We start from the raw sequence: 16,149 nt of genomic DNA on the forward strand, positions 1-16,149 counted from the left end.
GATCATGAAGGGCGACTTCTCCTTCCTTGCATTCGATACGGCGCCTCATTACAGCGGCGTACTGCACCAGCAAGGCCGCGTGCTGCTGGACCGCGACTGGAACGAGGCGGCGGCGATCGCCAGCAGGTGGCGCACCATGGCTGCCCGCGATACCTTCGGCGACGGTCTGTTGGCGGTACCGGCGGCGAACCCGGCCGGTTTCAAACTGCAGGCCGCCAGTAGCGATGGCATGCTGGTCAAGGTCGAACTCGCTGCCGGCCGGGCGTGGGCCGATGGTCTTGCGCTGACGCTGGCCGCCCCATCGAGTTTCCTCGCCAGCTATTTCGCGCCGCCTTTCCAGACACCGCAAGCGGCGCCGTCCACGATCGCCGATGGCGTTCGCGACCTGGTCGTTCTCGACGTTTGGGAAGACTCGATCAGCGGTTTCCAGGACCCACTGAACCTGATCGAGCCGGCGCTGGGCGGGCCGGACACGACCGAGCGCACGCAGGCCTTCGTCAAGCTGCAGTTGCTGCGCCTCGGTCCCAACGATGACTGCAGCGCCGCCGCCGACCTTGCCGACGACTTCGCCGCCAAGGGCAAGCTGACGGTCTCGCCGGCGCCGCTGCTGACCATCACCGGCGACTGCCCGATCGCTGCCGGGGGTGGCTATAGCGGCCTCGAACACTCCCTCTACCGCATCGAGATCGCCGACCCGGATGCCCTGGGTCAGGCGCGCTTCAAGTGGTCGGAGTGGAATGGCGGTCTCGTCGGTCGTGGCCTCTACGCGACCGCTGCACCGGGTAGCGGCACGGTCACGATCACCGCCAACGACCAGATGATCAACCATTGCGGGGTCAGCGATTTTCATCTTGAAGCGCTCGTCTTCGACGCCGCCCTGGGCGCCTGGCAGGTCACACTGAGCGCCGACGCCACGCTGGCGCAGGATGGCGTGCTGTCCCTGACCCAGGTGCAGGGCGTCTGGCCGGCGGCAACCCCGGCGAGCGGCTTCTTCCGACTCTGGAACGGCATTGCCCGGATAGCCGATTTTCCGGTCGGCGGCGCCAACCCGGTTGAGTTGAAGGACGGTATTCGGGTCGAGTTCGAGGCGGCGACGGCGAACAACGCTAACTATCAACCCGGCGACTACTGGACCTTCCCGGTACGCGCGTCGGGAGTCGCTTTCGAGCCACCGCTGTGGCCGACCAAGGCGCCGCCGCAGGGCGTGCGGCATCGTCGCGTTGCGCTCGGCATCCTCAACTGGAACGGCCCGCCGCCGCTGAGCATCAGCCATACTGCCGGCGACATCGACGACTGCCGACGCATCTTTCGACCGCTGAGCAACCAGAAAATAGGCTGCACCTTGATCGTCGGTGACGGCCGTAACAGCCACGGCGACTTCGATTCGATCGAAGAAGCGCTGCAGCACCTGCCGGTGAACGGCGGCGAGATCTGCCTGCTACCCGGCCTGCACCAGACCAATGCGCTGATTGCCGGCCGGCGCAACGTCAGGATCAAGGGCTGCGACACCCAGACCAAGGTGATCCCGCGTGAACAGGGCGCAACGCTGCCGATGTTCACGATCCGCGATGCCGAGAATATCCGCCTCGAACACATGGACATGGTGACGCTCGGCGGCATCGCCATCGTCATCGAGGCGAGCCAGGCTGCGGGCAGCGTCGACATCGAGATCGCCCATAACCGCATTCTTGCCTGCAGCAACGCCATCCACGCGCGCCAGGCGAAAGGCGTCAACATCCACCACAACCGCATCCGCATGCTCGACAAGCGCGGCAGCGATGTGGCGATCCATCTCGCCGGCGACGACAGCCGGATCGAGCGCAACGACATCCGCCTGTTGCCGGCGCCGGACATGCCGCCGCTCGACGTGCCGACCGAAAACGATCCGGTCGACCCCACCGACCCCTGTGCCAGACTGGTGATCGTCTATTTCAATCCGCGGCTGTTCGTGCGCTACATTAACCGGGTGTGGGCGATCAAGCTGCCGTCGCTGGTCGTACTGAAGCAGCCGTATCGGGCGCTTGGCGGCATTCGACTCGGCGGCGCTTGCGAGCGTGTGCGCGTACTCGAGAACGTGATCGTCGGCGGCGCCGGCAACGGCGTGACGCTGGGTAGTTCACCGCCAGCATCGCCAGCGGAACCCGAGCACCTGTTCACGCTGCCGCAGGAAGCCGGGGTGACGGTACGCGTCCTCGGTCCCGATGGCAAGCCGCGCGCCGGCGTACAGATCACCTTGACCAACACGGCAACCAATCAGGCGCGCTCGTTCGTCACCGATGCCGACGGCAGCTTTGTTTTCGGCAGCAACCCGGCGATTTTCCGCGTCACCGAGGGCGAGCCCGGTTGGGTGATCGACAAGCTGGATCTGCAGCCGATCCAGAACAATCAGTCCTTCGTGCTGACGATCGTGCTGAAGGCCGACGAGGCGCCGATACCCGAGGACTCCGGTTTCCTCTACGACATCACCATCGAGCGCAACGAAATCGCGGCGATGGGCTTGTCGGGCATCGGTACCGGCGCCGCGTCGGTGCCGGCGGCAGCCTTGCGCGCCAATGCCCTCGCTGCTGCACGCCGGCAGCTCGGCACCCCGGTGGTCGGGCTCGCGATCCGCGCCAACCATATTCGTGGCTGCCTCCTCAATCCCTTCGACAACGCGCTGCGCCTCACCGCAGCGTCGCAGGGGCTGGGCGGCATCTCGCTCGGCCTGTGCGAAGCACTGGCCATCGTCGACAACGACATCGAGTGCAATGGCGTCAGCGGTGCACATCCCGTTTGCGGCATTTTCGTCGCCTACGGCGAGGACGTGGAGATTGCGCACAACCGTCTGGTCGATAATGGACCGCTGACTCCGGACGTGGGCAGCCAGGATCTGATCGCCGGCCGGCGCGGCGGCATCGTCTTGAATCTCGTGGCCAGCTTCAATCGGCTCGACGCACGCGCTCTTGCCCAAGGCGAGACTTTCAACGCACTGCCGGCAGCGCGCATCCACGAGAACCTGGTCGACCAGCCGGTCGGGCTGGCGCTCTACGCGATTGCTTTTGGTCCGCTGCAGTGCACCGACAACACTTTTTCCAGCGAGCTGTCGGGCCTTTCGGTACAGGAACGCCTGGCCGGCACGGTCTTCATCTACGACCTCGGCGGGGTCAACCAGGCGGCGGCAGGGATGCGCCTGCAGCGCGCCAGCACGCTGCAGATGGCCGAAGAAGCGAGGCCGCAGGTCGTTCCCGAAAAGGACGCGGCCGCTCCGGCCAGCGAGAGCGCCGCCATCGATGCACAGGCCGCGGCGCTGCGCGCGGCCGCATTGCACGCCGCCCCCGCGATGCTGCTGCCGCAACGTGCAGCGGCCGTGGAGCAGATCTTCCCGGCAGGCAAGCTGATGTTCAACGACAACCAGTCGCGTACCGGGCAGAGCAATACCAGCGCGAGCTGTCAGATGCTGGCAACGCTCGATGACCTCGCGTACCAGGACAACCAGTCGTTCAGTCTGCGCAGTGGCAATCTGGTCGCCAACGCCCTGCTCTACGGCAACACGCTGCGCGCCACCGGCAACCGCCTCGGCGAGCGCGGCGCCGAGACCCTGCTGTCGCTGCTGTCCCTGGGGGTCCGTCTCAACAATACCAGCTTCAACCAGGGCGATCACTGCATCGTCGCCAACGACATGAACCCGGCGATGGCCGAGGTCAAGGTCGGCAACCAGATCCTCAACCCCGGCAGTCTGTGCGCGAGCCGCAGCATCGTTGCCGCGATCCTCTTCAAACCACACGGGTGACGCCATGGCCCTGATATTGAATACCGGACAGAACAGTTACAAAAGCGACCTCGAAGGCCTCTTCGAGACGCTGCAGGAACAGCGCAGCGAACTGTTGAGTGGGGTCCGCGACGTGCAGCTCGCCGCCCGCCTGCTCGCCGTCGCCGAGGCGCGCCGCCTCAGCGAGGCGAGCGACGACGACCCGCGCGTGACGCGCTACCTGAACAGCAGCGACGCGATCCTGCGCCGTGCCGCTGCACTCGAGCTCGAGACCGAGATCGCCAACATCCGCGTGCCGCCGCTTACCAAGAGCGAGACCCTGCTGCAGGGCCGCATCACCGACGAGTCGGCAAGGGCGACCGCGCATGTGACGGTGACGCTGGTCGACGAGCAGGGCGTTCCGGTCGCGGGCGTATCGCCGGTGGAGACCGACGACTCCGGTTACTACGCATTCATCCTGCAGCCGGCGCAGGTCGATACCATCGGCGCCGGGCGCAGGCTGACCTTGCAGGTCGGCAGCGCCAGCGGCAAACTCGTACCGACCGCGGCGCAAGCGTTCACGCTGGCAAGCGGCGAGGTGAAGGTCAGTGAAACACGCCTGCAGCCGGGCGAACTGGAGAAGCTGCGGCTGCGGCCGCTGTTCAGGAATGAGGTGCACGCTGCCGCAGCGCTCAAAACCCTGGCGACAGCCAGCGCTCCGGCGAATGGCAGCACGGTATCGAAAGAAAAACCCTGAGAAGGTGCCGACCATGAAGAATGCCCAGCATGAAAAAATTGCCGCCAGAACGCCGACGGCGGTGTCGCGATCCCTCTTCAGACCGGCGCTCCGGGCTCCTGCGATTGCCGCTGCAGTGCCGAGGCGCAATGCCTCTGCCTGCACCTGCGGCGGAACCTGCCCGGCGTGTCAGTCCCGCAGCAAGGCATGGCCCATCAGCCAGCCAGGCGATGCCGGCGAGATCGAAGCCGAACGCGTCGCCGAGCGCGTCATCAGAGGGGATTCCGTGACCGCTGCGATCACGCCTGCAGCCGCGCAGACCGGGATTGCCCGGGACACGGCGCAAGCCGGCACAATGTACGCGGGCGGTGATGTGCAGCAGGCGATAGAGGCCAGTCGGAGGAAGGGGCAGAGGCTGGATTCGTCGATCCGGACAGCGATGGGCAGCCGCTTTGGAGAGGACTTCGATCCGGTGCGGGTGCACACGGACGCAACGGCGGCGAGCCTGAGCGAACGGCTGCATGCCAAAGCGTTTGCCATCGGCAATGACCTCTATTTCGGACGGGATCGCTTTCATCCCGAGGCGAAGGAGGGCCAACGCCTGTTGGCGCACGAGTTGGCACATGTGGTGCAGCAGCGCGGTGGCGGTGAATGGCTGCAGCGCGATAGCGAGGACGCGACAGACGACCAGGCCGTTACTGAAGACCTCGGCGAAGGCGAGGATGCCGAGCCGATGGAGGAGCAAGGTGGCGGTTGCCGTGCGGAGTCCAATAGAAGCCTGCTGATCCACAATTTCACCAACCTCGACTTCACCGTGCCGCGAGGCTGCCGTGCCACCGTCACGTTCACCGCGTTGTGGGTGCCGGTGGGTGAATCTGTCGATTGTTGCACCGGCGCGGATACCTACACCGTCACCCGCAATGGCGGTACTCCCCGCAGCCTGCCGGTCGGACCCAACATCTGTGGCGATGATTCCGACAGTCACCCGCCTGGGGTCGGCCGCATCACGACGCCATCAGGACGCCAGTTGTTACACATCCGGGTCGATCGCCACGGATGCGAAGGCATTTCGATGGACCTGAGGGTCAACATCAGGATCCACCGATGAGCGGCATGTTCTCGCGACATGCCGCCGCAGTGCCGCGGCGTGCGCCGGGCAAGTCGCCGGCAGGCGGACTCGACGCGCGCGCGCTGGCGCCGGCAAGCCCGGCGTACGGACAGTGCTCCTGCGATGGGGGCTGCCCGCGCTGTGCGCCTTGGGGGGACCTGACTTCCAACCTGCAGACACGTGGCGGCCGGCGACTGCAGGCCAGAGCGGTCGTCGGTGGGCAGGATTCGCCCAGCGAACATGCCGCCGACCAGGCTGCGGAGCAGGCCCTTGCGTCCGCGCACGCACGGCCCGGCATCCTCCCGGACAGCGGTGCCAGCAACAGCGATGCCGTGGACGTGCCCGACAGTGTCGAGCACGTCCTGGGTCAGAACGGTGAGGCGCTCGATGAGACTGTGCGCCAGGACATGCAGGGCCGGTTTGGGCATGACTTTTCGGCGGTGCGCATTCATCGCGGCGCAAAGTCCGAACGTTCGGCCAGAGACGTCGGGGCACGCGCCTATTCGGTAGGCAGCGACATCGTCTTTGCTGCCGGCGAATACTCACCGGCCAGTGGCGAGGGCCGCCGCCTGCTGGCGCATGAACTGGCGCATGTCGTCCAGCAGGCGAAAAGCGACGGCCTTGCCGGCATCAGGCCCACGCTGCGACGGACACCCGCGGCGCCACAAGCCGGCGGTGACGACGTTCCCTTCGATCGCAGCAAGGTCGACGTCAGCAAGATTCCCGACATCGATGCCTCTCCTCCGGATACCGGTGGTCCACCCGTGATCGCGCAGACCGTGACGGTCACTTTTGCCGATCCCGACATCGTCCGCCTGCAATGGGCGTTCTATGATCCATCCGATGCCGTGCTGCCCGGCGGCTTCGCGACCGCCGAGAAGGACGCCAACGCCACCACCGCACCCTTGCTCATCCAGAACAAGGCGCCGACCGCGTGGACCCCGACTGCGGGGCGCCACCTGGTGCGTTGCATCGGCTACAACAAGGCCGGCGACGCGGTCGCCTACGCGGACCGGACGTTCTACCTGTGGACCACCAAGCCCACCGGCACCCCCCCCGACATTGCCGCACTGAAGGCGGAGAAGACCAGGCTCGAAGCGATCGTCAAGACCGGTTCCGGCAAGTCGTTCGGTGAAGTTGGCGCTGCGACCACGCGGCTCAAGGACGTCACGCACGACCTGGCCATCCTCGAAACGGGTACCGGCACCTATGTGGGCAACCAGTGCCCGGTCGTTCCGGCGGGTGCGACGCCGACCGATTGCACCAACATCGTTCTCGAGGTTCTGTCGGCGACGTTCACGCAGCAAGGGCGCGCCGCCGACTGGGCCAAGGTCAAGAAAAAATACGCCGAGAACACCAAGGCCCGTGGCGGCACCGGGCTATCCGGGCTGGACGTGCAGGCGGCATTACAGTCCGAGGCGGGCTGGAAGGGGGTCTATTGGGCACCCGATCCGGCTTACCAGATTCCCAAAACCGAGCTTGACAAGGCCAACAGCGACGAGGCCAGCTACACCTCGGCGATCGCCAAGAAGAACCAGACCTACTACAAGGACTACGGCAAGGCAGGCTATCCGGGCGTCAGCGTCTCGCAGCGGGTGATCAATTATGCGCCGGAACAGCCGAAGGATCCGACGGCAAAGGCGAGCACCACGACCAAGGACACCACCCAGCTCGACAAGCTGAAGAAGGTTCCGTTCGGCGTGCTCGCCGCGCATGGCGGCGAGCACATGACCATCATCACCTATGGGAAAGTGATCGAGGTCCATTGGAGCAAGGCGGCAACGGACCCGAACCTGATCGAGCAGACCGATCTCGAGAACTGGGCGGTCGGTCCGAAAAGCGGTTATCACTACTATGCGAGCGGGGCCATTGTCGCACCGGCCGGGGATATCGCCGCAGCGTTCGCATGACTGCGATGCCGGGACGGGTTCGCAGAACCTCGTGATCCCGCGGGATCGATGCGTCGAACGACCCGCTCGGACTTGCTTCCGATGGCCGGCAGAACGGCCAGGGTCACTTGCGTGGCAGATGCACCTGCGTGGCCACGGTCAGCGTCAGTTGATTCTTCAACAACACCTGCCCATCGCCAGCCAGGAACGAGACCTCCAGCTCATACTCGCCGGGACTCAAATCGAGGATCGTTTCGGTCTGGCCATCGGTCAGGCGCACGCGCGTCAGCGGTGATCGATTCTTCCGGATATTCAACACGAAATGGCCGGTATCCGGGATCGAGGTTTTTTCCGGCGCTACGCCCAGGCCGATGACACCGAGCTTGATCACAAACGGACTGTCGACGCTCTCGCCATCGCGAATATTCTTGACATACACCAGCTTGCTCTCGCTCGGCGGGGTCGAGACCTGATCCTGATACCATTTCGGGCAGGTTTCGCTGAACCGTTCGGGATCGATCCTGGGCGGGGCGGATTGCGTGCGGTTGGCGATGACGTTGACGGTGATTTTCCGGCTGAAGACATAGTACGGGCGGTGGTCATAATCGGCAAAAAGCAGGCGCAGGGTATGCGGACCGGGAGGCAAATCGAGAAGGGTGGCGGTCTGCCCCTTGCCGAAATGCCGATACTTGTCAGAAAAGGGAATGGGGTCCGTCACTGATGGAGGCAAGGGCGTATCGATCAACAAGTGGTGATGACCGCTTTTTTCCCTTTTGTGGCCAGCAGGGATCACTCCCATGCCGCGGATGCCGAACTCTATCCAGAATGGCGTGCGTACCTGGAATCCGTCGCCAAGATTCGAGAAAGTCACCGGTGTGGACTCGGCAAACAGACTCAGCGAAGTTCGCTCGGCCGTATATTGTAACCAGCAGCGGCGCTCGATCGGATCCTCCGGCAAGGGTTTCGCGATGGCCATGTTGGACAGCATCAGCAGCGCCAGAGCAGGAAAAACCTTGTATGCACGCATCACAGACCTTTCACGGCAAGCCATCCTCGAAGATGGCAAATTCTACTGCATCAGTGATCCCGAGCATCGGCAGACTGGCATCGACGCCGATAAATCTTACGATATCGGATCGATGGTGATACTTTGGGGTCTGCGTTGAGCTTGTTGACGAACTGAAAACCGCCTGCAGCGGCATGCTATAGTCCGTCGAGTGTAATCACTGGAGAATCCCGAATGGCAACGCCGACGAGTTCGCTTGAGAAAATCTATCAGATCAAGGTCACTCTCAAGAACAGCAGGCCGCCAATCTGGCGGCGGCTGCTGGTGCCGTCTTCGATCACCCTGGCGCGATTGCATCGAGTGCTGCAGGCCGCCATGGGCTGGCACAACTGTCACCTGCACCAGTTTGTGGTGGCGGGCAATTGCTACGGGGATCCCGGCCTGGATGCCGACTTCGAAGTGGTCGACGAGCGCAAGGTCCATCTCGACCGCTTGTTGATCAACGTCAGGAATTCGATGGTCTATGAGTATGATTTTGGCGATTGTTGGGAACACAAGATCGACCTCGAAAAAATCCTGCCTGCTGATCCGGCCATGACTCTACCCCAATGCATCAAAGGCGCCCGCGCATGTCCACCGGAAGATGTTGGCGGGGTCTGGGGCTACGCGGGTTTCCTGGCCGCGATGGCCGATCCCGAACACCCGGAACATGAAGACTACAAGGATTGGATCGGCGAGACATTTGATCCGGAGCACTTCGACCTCAATAGGATCAACTCGCGCATCGCTGGCACGTGAGGTTCCCTCGGTTTTTCGTCTGCCAAAGGGTGGGCTTCATGCTATCAGATTTTTCTGATTCTGCTGCCTGATCCGTGTTCCAGAAACTGAACAGGCGACCTGTCACCGAGGGTCGAATGCTGGCGTTTTCGGTTGTAGAACCCCTCGATGTATTCAAAAGGCAGTCGCCTGGATCTCGGCGGGCGGGGCGGGGCGGGGCGAATGCCCTGCCCCCGCTCGTTCTTGACACGGTTGAACCCGCTCTCCGTCGGTGCGTTATCCCCGCCGTTCCCTTTTCAACTCATCGAGCCAGTCATGCCGTACCCCTTGAGTGGGTCCTGAAACGCATGGCGGGCGTACTGACTCCCCCGGTCGGAGTGGTGCATCCGCCCTGGTGCCGGCCGCGTCCTGAACCAGGCCGGGGTCAGCGCATCTGTCACGAGGTCTGTCGTCCTGCGCGGCTTCAGCGACCAGCCCCCCCTCGCGGTTGAACAGATCGCGCACGATGGCCAGGGAGAACCCGCCTTCATCGGTCCACAGGGAGGGGATATCTGACATCCAGACCGGATTGGGCGCCGTCGGCGTAAAGTTTCTGTCCAGTCGGTTCTCCGCCACCGGCAAGCCGTGCCTTGAGTCCGTCGTGACCTGGTCGCGCCGCTGGTGGGGAGCAAGGATGCCGTGGTCGCGCATCCGCCGTTCAACACGCTCCTGGATGGCCGAAAACTCCCTTGTCCGTCACTCGCGCACCCTGCGCGGGCTGCCGTAGGCGCCATGAGCCTTGAGTTTTTTAGGTCACCCTGGGCAGACGAAATTTCGGGGGAAGCTCGATGCCGATCAGAAAGCCACGCCTGCGCGGCCTTCAGACCTGCGAGCAGCGCGTCGAGCATCTCGTGCTTTTGCAGTTTGCGCAGGTTAAAGGCCTTGTCGGCCGCGCCGTAGTCGGGATCTGGTCCACGCACGGCAATCTGTCGGATAATAATAGTTGCTTGATATTGCAACAAAAACGAAGGCCGGTATTTTTGGAGCCCTTGCCGATGGAAGCCAGACCCGGCAGAAAGCCCTTCCGGATATTGTCGCTCGACGGGGGGGGTACCTTTGCATTGATCCAGGCGAAGGTGCTTGATGATCTCTTTCCCGGCGAAAATGGACATCAGGTCCTCAGCCACTTTGACCTGGTGTCGGCCTGCTCGGGTGGGGCAATCGTCGCTGCGGCATTGATCGAGGGCTATTCGCCCCGCGAAATCTTTGACCTGTTCGACAACCCGGTCAACCGCCACGCACTTTTTGGGCGCCTGCCCTGGTACCGGAGTATTTTGCAATTATTGACTGGCGCTTTCTCACCATCGAACCCGGTTGGCCAGCGTTTTTCGACTGATGGCAAACTTCAGTTCCTGCATCGCATACTACCCAGGATGGGCACCCGATCGCTGCAGAACCTGCACGGAATTCTCAACGACAGCCTTGCTCTGCTGCAGGCACAGCGAGGTGAGGGGCGCAGACCGATGTCCTTTCTTTTCGTTACCTACGACTTCGACCGCGATCGGGCCCGCATGATGCGCAGCAACGTTGCCAGCCCGGCAGCCAGTTTCCCGCACCGGCAGCAGCGCGCGACGCTGGCGGAAGCAGCACATGCGTCCAGTACGGCACCCATCAACTGGTTCGACAAGCCGGCGGAATTCGACGGTTGCCGTTTCTGGGACGGCGCCATGACCGGCTACAACAATCCGGTACTGGCAGGCGTCGTCGAAGCCATCGCCCTGGGCGTTCCGCGTCGCAACATCGGCGTGTTGTCGCTGGGCACCAGCACGGTCTTTCTGCCCGAATGCGGAACCAATGGAATCCCGGATACCTTGTGCCGACCGCGCGCCAGAACCGGCTTCCTCCCGGAACTCGTCAAGGTGGGCAAGACCATCATCGCCGATCCTCCGGACGCCCATACCTTCATTGCCCACCTCATGCTCGGCGGTGGCCTGCCGCATGACGTGTCCAGTTGTCCTTACACCGAAACGGCGATTGTGCGCATGAATCCGGTGATTCAGCCGGTGGTCGCGCGCGCGACGGGGCAGTGGAGTGCTCCGGCCGGCTGGAGCGTAGAGGAGTTCCGCCGTATCGCCGAGATGGATATCTCGGCGAGCGCGCAAGACGACGTGGATCTCATCAAGCGGCTATGCGACGGCTGGTTGCTGGATGCCTGGCACAATCAGCCTGTACGGGGTTGCGGTATCTGGACGTCGCCTGCCGCGCAGGCGACGTTGGCGAACACGGATCAGTTGTGCGAAATTGGCCATCGCTGGTATAGCGATGCCAGGGCCGCCTGGATCGCGCTGTCAGCCTGATGTCAGCGCACTGAGTCCGGCATGGCCAAACCGCGAATCCTGATTCTCAACTGCTACTCCGACAATCACCGCCGAGCGCGCGGCAACCCCTGGATCGTCCCGCAGTCGATTGCGCCGGCGGTACTGGCGGGAATGCTGGATCGCGAGCGCGTCGATATCCGGCTCGCCTGTGAGTTCCGCAACGGCCCTTTCGAGGATCTGCGCGCGTTGCAATGGGCAGACCTGCTGGTGCTTACCGGCCTGAACCCGGCGTTCGACCGCATGAAGCAGGTCACAGGACATGCCAGAACGGTCAATCCGGGCATCGTCGTGGCCATGGGTGGTCCGTTGGCGCGCATGCTACCGAATCTCAGCCGCCGTTACTTCGATTACGTCTGTCATGACGATGCCGAGCAGATGGTATCGCTGGTCGATGCCGTCTTCGGCCCGGGGTACGCCGCCGACGTGCCCATGCCACGCCATGACCTGTTGCCGGGGCACCGCATCATCGGCTACGTGGAGTCCTCCCGGAACTGCAATTTCCGCTGCAACTTCTGCGCCATGACGGCCGAAGACCGCCCTTTCATGGCCTACGACCTGGACGATGTCCGCCAGCAGATCGACGCCCTTGGCTACCGGCAATGTGTCATGTTCCTCGACCAAAACTTCTTTGGTGGGCCGCGCTCCTATTTCGTGGCGCGCATGGCGCTGCTCAAGGAGTTGTTCGAGCAAGGGAAATTCGGCGGCTGGGCGGCGCTGGTCACTGCCGACTTCTTCGCCAACGCCGACTACCTCGCGCGAGCACGCGAGTCAGGCTGCATCGGCATTTTCAGTGGTGTCGAATCGTTCAACCGCGTGCAGCTCACCGCTTTCAACAAGAAACAGAATCTGTTGCAACCGCAGGAGGAAATCATCCGGTCGTGTCTCGAGGCCGGTCTGGTCTTCCACTACGGCCTGATTTTCGACCTGGTCGAACAAAGGATCGACGAATTGTTGGCGGAAACCGACTTCATCGTCGCCAATCCGTACATCACCCTGCCAAGCTTCCTCGGTTTTGCCATTCCGCTGCTGGGGACACCGCTGTTCCGCACGCGGCTGCATGACGGTCTGTTGTTGCCAAATCTCAGGCTGCGCGACATGGATGGGCGATCGCTCGTCTGTCACCCCGTCGACCCCATCGACCAGGCCGTGGCCTTTGCTGCCCGCATGGATCAGGGGCTGATGGCGAAACGCCAGTTGGCGATGCATGCCTGGCGTTTTTTCTGCCGTTACCGGACGACACTATCCCGCTGGGGGCTACTGAGCGGCCTGGCCAACACCTGGGCGATGAGCTACCCGCGTTTGGGCAGCAATGGTCGCGACGGCATTCGGCCCGGTCGGCCCGGCTGCCGTAGCTACCTCGGTGGTTCCGAACCGTTGGGGTCGCTGTACCATCCGCGGATCAGGATTCCCGAACGCTATCGCGGGCATTTCGAGCCGCTGTGCGTCACCGGTCCCGACGGTGGACTGCACGACGACCTGCTCGACGACGCCGCCGGCCTGCTCCATCCGAGCGGGGACCGGGCAACGACGATTCGCACTTATAATGGGCTCGCGGTGCCCTGACAAGCGCCGCTTCGTGGCGTCTCGGGAAAAAGAACACGGGGATGGAAAAGAACCATGGGATGGCTCGCTTGACCAGCAAATGGCTCGTTAAATGCCTGATACTCCTGGCAGTGACGGTGCTTGCGCTTTCCTGTGCCTGGCCGGAGACACACATCTTTTCGGCAGAGCTGAAGCCTTTGTGGGATGCCCCGCAAGGTCCCGGTCACTCGGAGGATGCCAGTCGCTGGCTGACCCGGCTCCGCGATACGGTCTCAGAACCGCGCGCCGGGTGTCAGAACGTCTCGCTGCCCGACCTGTCATTGACCAAGCCAGCCCGCGCCTTCCAGATCAGAATCCAGCGCGAGCAATTCCCAGCGGGATCGCCGATCGTCTACCTGCAGGAGCCGATCGCCCAGTTCTTCATTGTTTTCGCCACCGACGTCAATGGTTGTCCCTGGTTTTCCATTTCCGGTCGCGGCTTGCCCTTTGCCAAACGTGACATCGTCAGCCCGTTCCCCTATGCCCGGCTGCCGGCGTTGGCCAGTGATGCGACGATCACGGCGATCGTGCAGGATTACAAGGCCATTCGTCCGTGGATCATGCTCGCCGACGAGACCAGCTTCGTGCGCGACAATGCCGTGTTGTGGGTAACCCTGGGGGTCGCCAGCGGCATTCTGTTGATGATGATCGTCGTCGCCCTCGGTTTCGATGCCTATGCCGGCAGCCGCGTTGCCCTGGCCTACGCCTTCTACTGCGTCGCGCTGCAGGTCTGGCTGGTGCAGAATTTCGGCATCGGCTCAGCGTTTGTGTCGTTCTGGCCAGGCCCCGAATACTTTCCGATCCTGCAGGCGGTCTCGGTAGCCGGCGTGGTGCTCGGGATCGGCTGCGCGGTGCTCGAGTTCCTGAAGCTGCGCGGCCGGGTGCGCGCGGCAATCGGCGGCTTCGTCGTGCTCAGCGCGCTCTGCTTCCTCGGTTCGGCATGGCATGCCGCCGGCTACCGTGCCGGGGGAGCCGTTCTCTCCGTCCTCGCCGTGGCCACCATGGTGCTGCTCGTCAGGGGCGTGGTCGGCGGTGATGCGTCGCTTCGGCTGTTCACGCTTGGGCTCGGCGCGACCATGGTCGGCGGGGGAGTGCAGGCCTTTTCAGTGGTCGGTAGCGGTCTTGAGGTCGGCCGGCTCGCTGCTTTTGCCTTTCCGCTCGGCAGCCTCTGCCAGGCAGCCTTCTGGCTCGCGGCGCTGATCATCCGGCTGCGCGGTGAGCACCAGGAACTGCACGAACTCGAAGGAAAACAGGCCGCGATCATGTGGGCGATGCCGGACCTGATCCTGGTCATCGATCGGCAAGGGATCTGCCTCGACTATAAACAGCCCCACGCCACGCGCTTCTTCGTCACTGGCGAAGAACTGCTCGGCAAGGACGTCTCGGCGGTTCTGCCGAACGAGACGGCGAGCGTTATCCGGCAGGGTATCGAGCAGGCGCTGCAACAGGGCGATCTGCAATCGGTGTTTGTGGACCTGCCGGTGGCGGGCAGCCTGCATCACTACGAGGCGCGTATCGCGCCACACGGACCCGACAAGGTGGTGGTCGTGGTACGCGACATCACGCTCCAGAAGCACAGCGAGGAAAAGATCCGTCGTCTGGCCTACTTCGACACGCTGACCGGCTTGCCAAACCGCCAGAGCTTTCTCGAACGCCTCGACCGCGAATTGCTGCGGGCGCGCCGGACGAACCACCGGCTGGCCTTGCTGTTTCTCGATCTCGACGGCTTCAAGCGCATCAACGATACGCTTGGCCACAGCGCCGGCGATTGCCTGCTGCAGACCATCGCCGACCGTCTGCAGGAAAAACTGCGCGCCGGCGCCTTCATTGCCAGGCCGGCACTGGACGAATCGAGCCTGCACTTCGCGCGCCTCGGCGGCGACGAGTTTACCGTCGTTCTGCCCGACGTCGACACCGTCGAGACGGTCTGCCTGATCGCGCGGCGCATACAGGAACTGCTCGGACGGCCCACCCTGATCGGCGAGCAGGAGATCGCGGTCACCTCGAGTATCGGCATCGCACTCTTCCCCGACGACGGCACGGATGCCGCCACGCTGCTCAAGCACGCGGACACGGCGATGTATTACGCGAAGGAGCAGGGGCGAGACAACTGGCAGTTATACGACCGAACGCTGACCACCCGGACGACGGCACGCCTGACTCTGGAGGGCGATATCCGCAAGGGCCTTGAACGTGGCGAGTTTCGCCTGTTCTACCAGCCGCAGGTTTGCGCCAGCGATGGTACGATCCTCGGTGTCGAGGCGTTGATCCGCTGGCAGCACCCGCAGCGCGGGTTGGTCTCGCCGGCGCGGTTCATCCCGGTTGCCGAGGAAAGTGGCTTGATCGTCCCGGTCGGCGAGTGGGTGCTCACTGCCGCATGCCGCCAGGTACAGCAGTGGCAGCAAAGTGGCGTCCCGGTACCGCGGGTGGCGGTCAACGTCTCGGCGCGCCAGCTTGGCGCAGCGGGTTTCCTCGACACCGTTGCAGCGATCATCGTCGCCACCGGCATCGCCGCCGACCGGATCGAACTCGAGTTGACCGAGAGCATCCTGATGGATCCGGAGGCCAAGCGAATCAAGGGACTGTCGCGTTTGCGCGCGATGGGGGTGCACTTCTCGATCGACGATTTCGGCACCGGCTACTCGTCTCTGTCCTACATCAAGCGCTTCCCGATCGGCACGCTGAAGATCGACCAGAGTTTTGTCCACGGTTTGCCGCAGGACGCCGACGATGCCGGCATCACCACCGCGATCATCTCCATGGCGCGCAGCCTCAATCTGGAAGTCATCGCAGAAGGTGTCGAAACCACAGACCAGCTCGCCTTTCTGCAGCGTGCACAATGCCCAAAGCTGCAAGGCTATCTGTTCAGCTACCCGCTGCCGCCGGATGAGGCGGAAACCATCCTGCGGCGCGGCTGCATCGCCCTGCCGGCCACGGGCGCCGGGGAGTGAGCCGGACCACCCACCAC

The 16,149-nt window shown here is 63.6% G+C and carries 10 protein-coding genes and 1 pseudogene; 8 read left to right on the forward strand and 3 right to left on the reverse strand.

Annotation, left to right across the window (positions count from 1 at the left end):
* Positions 1–4 precede the first annotated feature (4 nt).
* The 4 genes from V5B39_RS01370 to V5B39_RS01385 are packed head-to-tail and all read left to right on the forward strand — an operon-like array spanning position 5 to position 7,481.
* The gene (locus V5B39_RS01370; RefSeq protein WP_332340842.1) at positions 5–3,769 is read left to right on the forward strand and encodes a DUF6519 domain-containing protein; all 3,765 of its coding nucleotides are present in this window, start codon (positions 5–7) and stop codon (positions 3,767–3,769) included.
* 4 nt (positions 3,770–3,773) lie between these two features.
* On the forward strand, positions 3,774–4,484 hold the full coding sequence (locus V5B39_RS01375; protein ID WP_332340844.1) for a carboxypeptidase-like regulatory domain-containing protein: 711 nt from the start codon (positions 3,774–3,776) through the stop codon (positions 4,482–4,484).
* Between the two features lie 13 nt (positions 4,485–4,497).
* Positions 4,498–5,571, forward strand: a complete 1,074-nt coding sequence (locus tag V5B39_RS01380) for an eCIS core domain-containing protein (protein ID WP_332340846.1) — start codon at positions 4,498–4,500, stop codon at positions 5,569–5,571.
* Entirely contained in the window at positions 5,568–7,481 is a 1,914-nt protein-coding gene (locus V5B39_RS01385; RefSeq protein ID WP_332340848.1) for an eCIS core domain-containing protein, read from the forward strand. The genes V5B39_RS01380 and V5B39_RS01385 overlap by 4 nt, the downstream gene beginning before the upstream one ends.
* 103 nt (positions 7,482–7,584) lie before the next feature.
* On the opposite strand, the gene V5B39_RS01390 is transcribed toward V5B39_RS01385, so the two are convergent.
* Together V5B39_RS01390 and V5B39_RS01395 are read right to left on the reverse strand one after the other, a co-directional pair.
* Positions 7,585–8,487 (reverse strand): DUF4399 domain-containing protein, encoded by a 903-nt coding sequence (locus V5B39_RS01390; RefSeq protein ID WP_332340849.1) that lies wholly within the window; start codon positions 8,485–8,487, stop codon positions 7,585–7,587.
* A 10-nt stretch (positions 8,488–8,497) separates the two neighbouring features.
* Positions 8,498–8,662 carry a hypothetical protein gene (locus V5B39_RS01395; RefSeq protein WP_332340850.1) on the reverse strand — a complete coding sequence of 55 codons (165 nt, stop codon included), beginning with the start codon at positions 8,660–8,662 and terminating at the stop codon, positions 8,498–8,500.
* A 38-nt stretch (positions 8,663–8,700) separates the two neighbouring features.
* Here V5B39_RS01395 and V5B39_RS01400 point away from each other — a divergent pair, with 38 nt between their 5' ends.
* Positions 8,701–9,264: a plasmid pRiA4b ORF-3 family protein gene (locus tag V5B39_RS01400; protein WP_332340851.1), complete on the forward strand. Its 564-nt coding sequence runs from the start codon at positions 8,701–8,703 to the stop codon at positions 9,262–9,264.
* A 44-nt stretch (positions 9,265–9,308) separates the two neighbouring features.
* Here V5B39_RS01400 and V5B39_RS01405 read toward each other — a convergent pair.
* A pseudogene (locus V5B39_RS01405) lies at positions 9,309–10,023 on the reverse strand (IS3 family transposase); the annotation flags it as partial.
* A 254-nt stretch (positions 10,024–10,277) separates the two neighbouring features.
* On the opposite strand from V5B39_RS01405, the gene V5B39_RS01410 reads away from it, so the two are divergent.
* The 3 genes from V5B39_RS01410 to V5B39_RS01420 are packed head-to-tail and all read left to right on the forward strand — an operon-like array spanning position 10,278 to position 16,132.
* Positions 10,278–11,579, forward strand: coding sequence for a patatin-like phospholipase family protein (locus tag V5B39_RS01410; protein WP_332340852.1), 1,302 nt, complete (start codon positions 10,278–10,280; stop codon positions 11,577–11,579).
* Positions 11,580–11,600: 21 nt separating this feature from the next.
* Positions 11,601–13,163 (forward strand): B12-binding domain-containing radical SAM protein, encoded by a 1,563-nt coding sequence (locus tag V5B39_RS01415; RefSeq protein ID WP_332340854.1) that lies wholly within the window; start codon positions 11,601–11,603, stop codon positions 13,161–13,163.
* A 41-nt stretch (positions 13,164–13,204) separates the two neighbouring features.
* Complete coding sequence (locus V5B39_RS01420; RefSeq protein WP_332340856.1) at positions 13,205–16,132, forward strand: putative bifunctional diguanylate cyclase/phosphodiesterase; 2,928 nt, start codon at positions 13,205–13,207, stop codon at positions 16,130–16,132.
* Positions 16,133–16,149 lie beyond the last annotated feature (17 nt).

The organism is Accumulibacter sp., assembly GCF_036625275.1.
Lineage (GTDB): Bacteria > Pseudomonadota > Gammaproteobacteria > Burkholderiales > Rhodocyclaceae > Accumulibacter.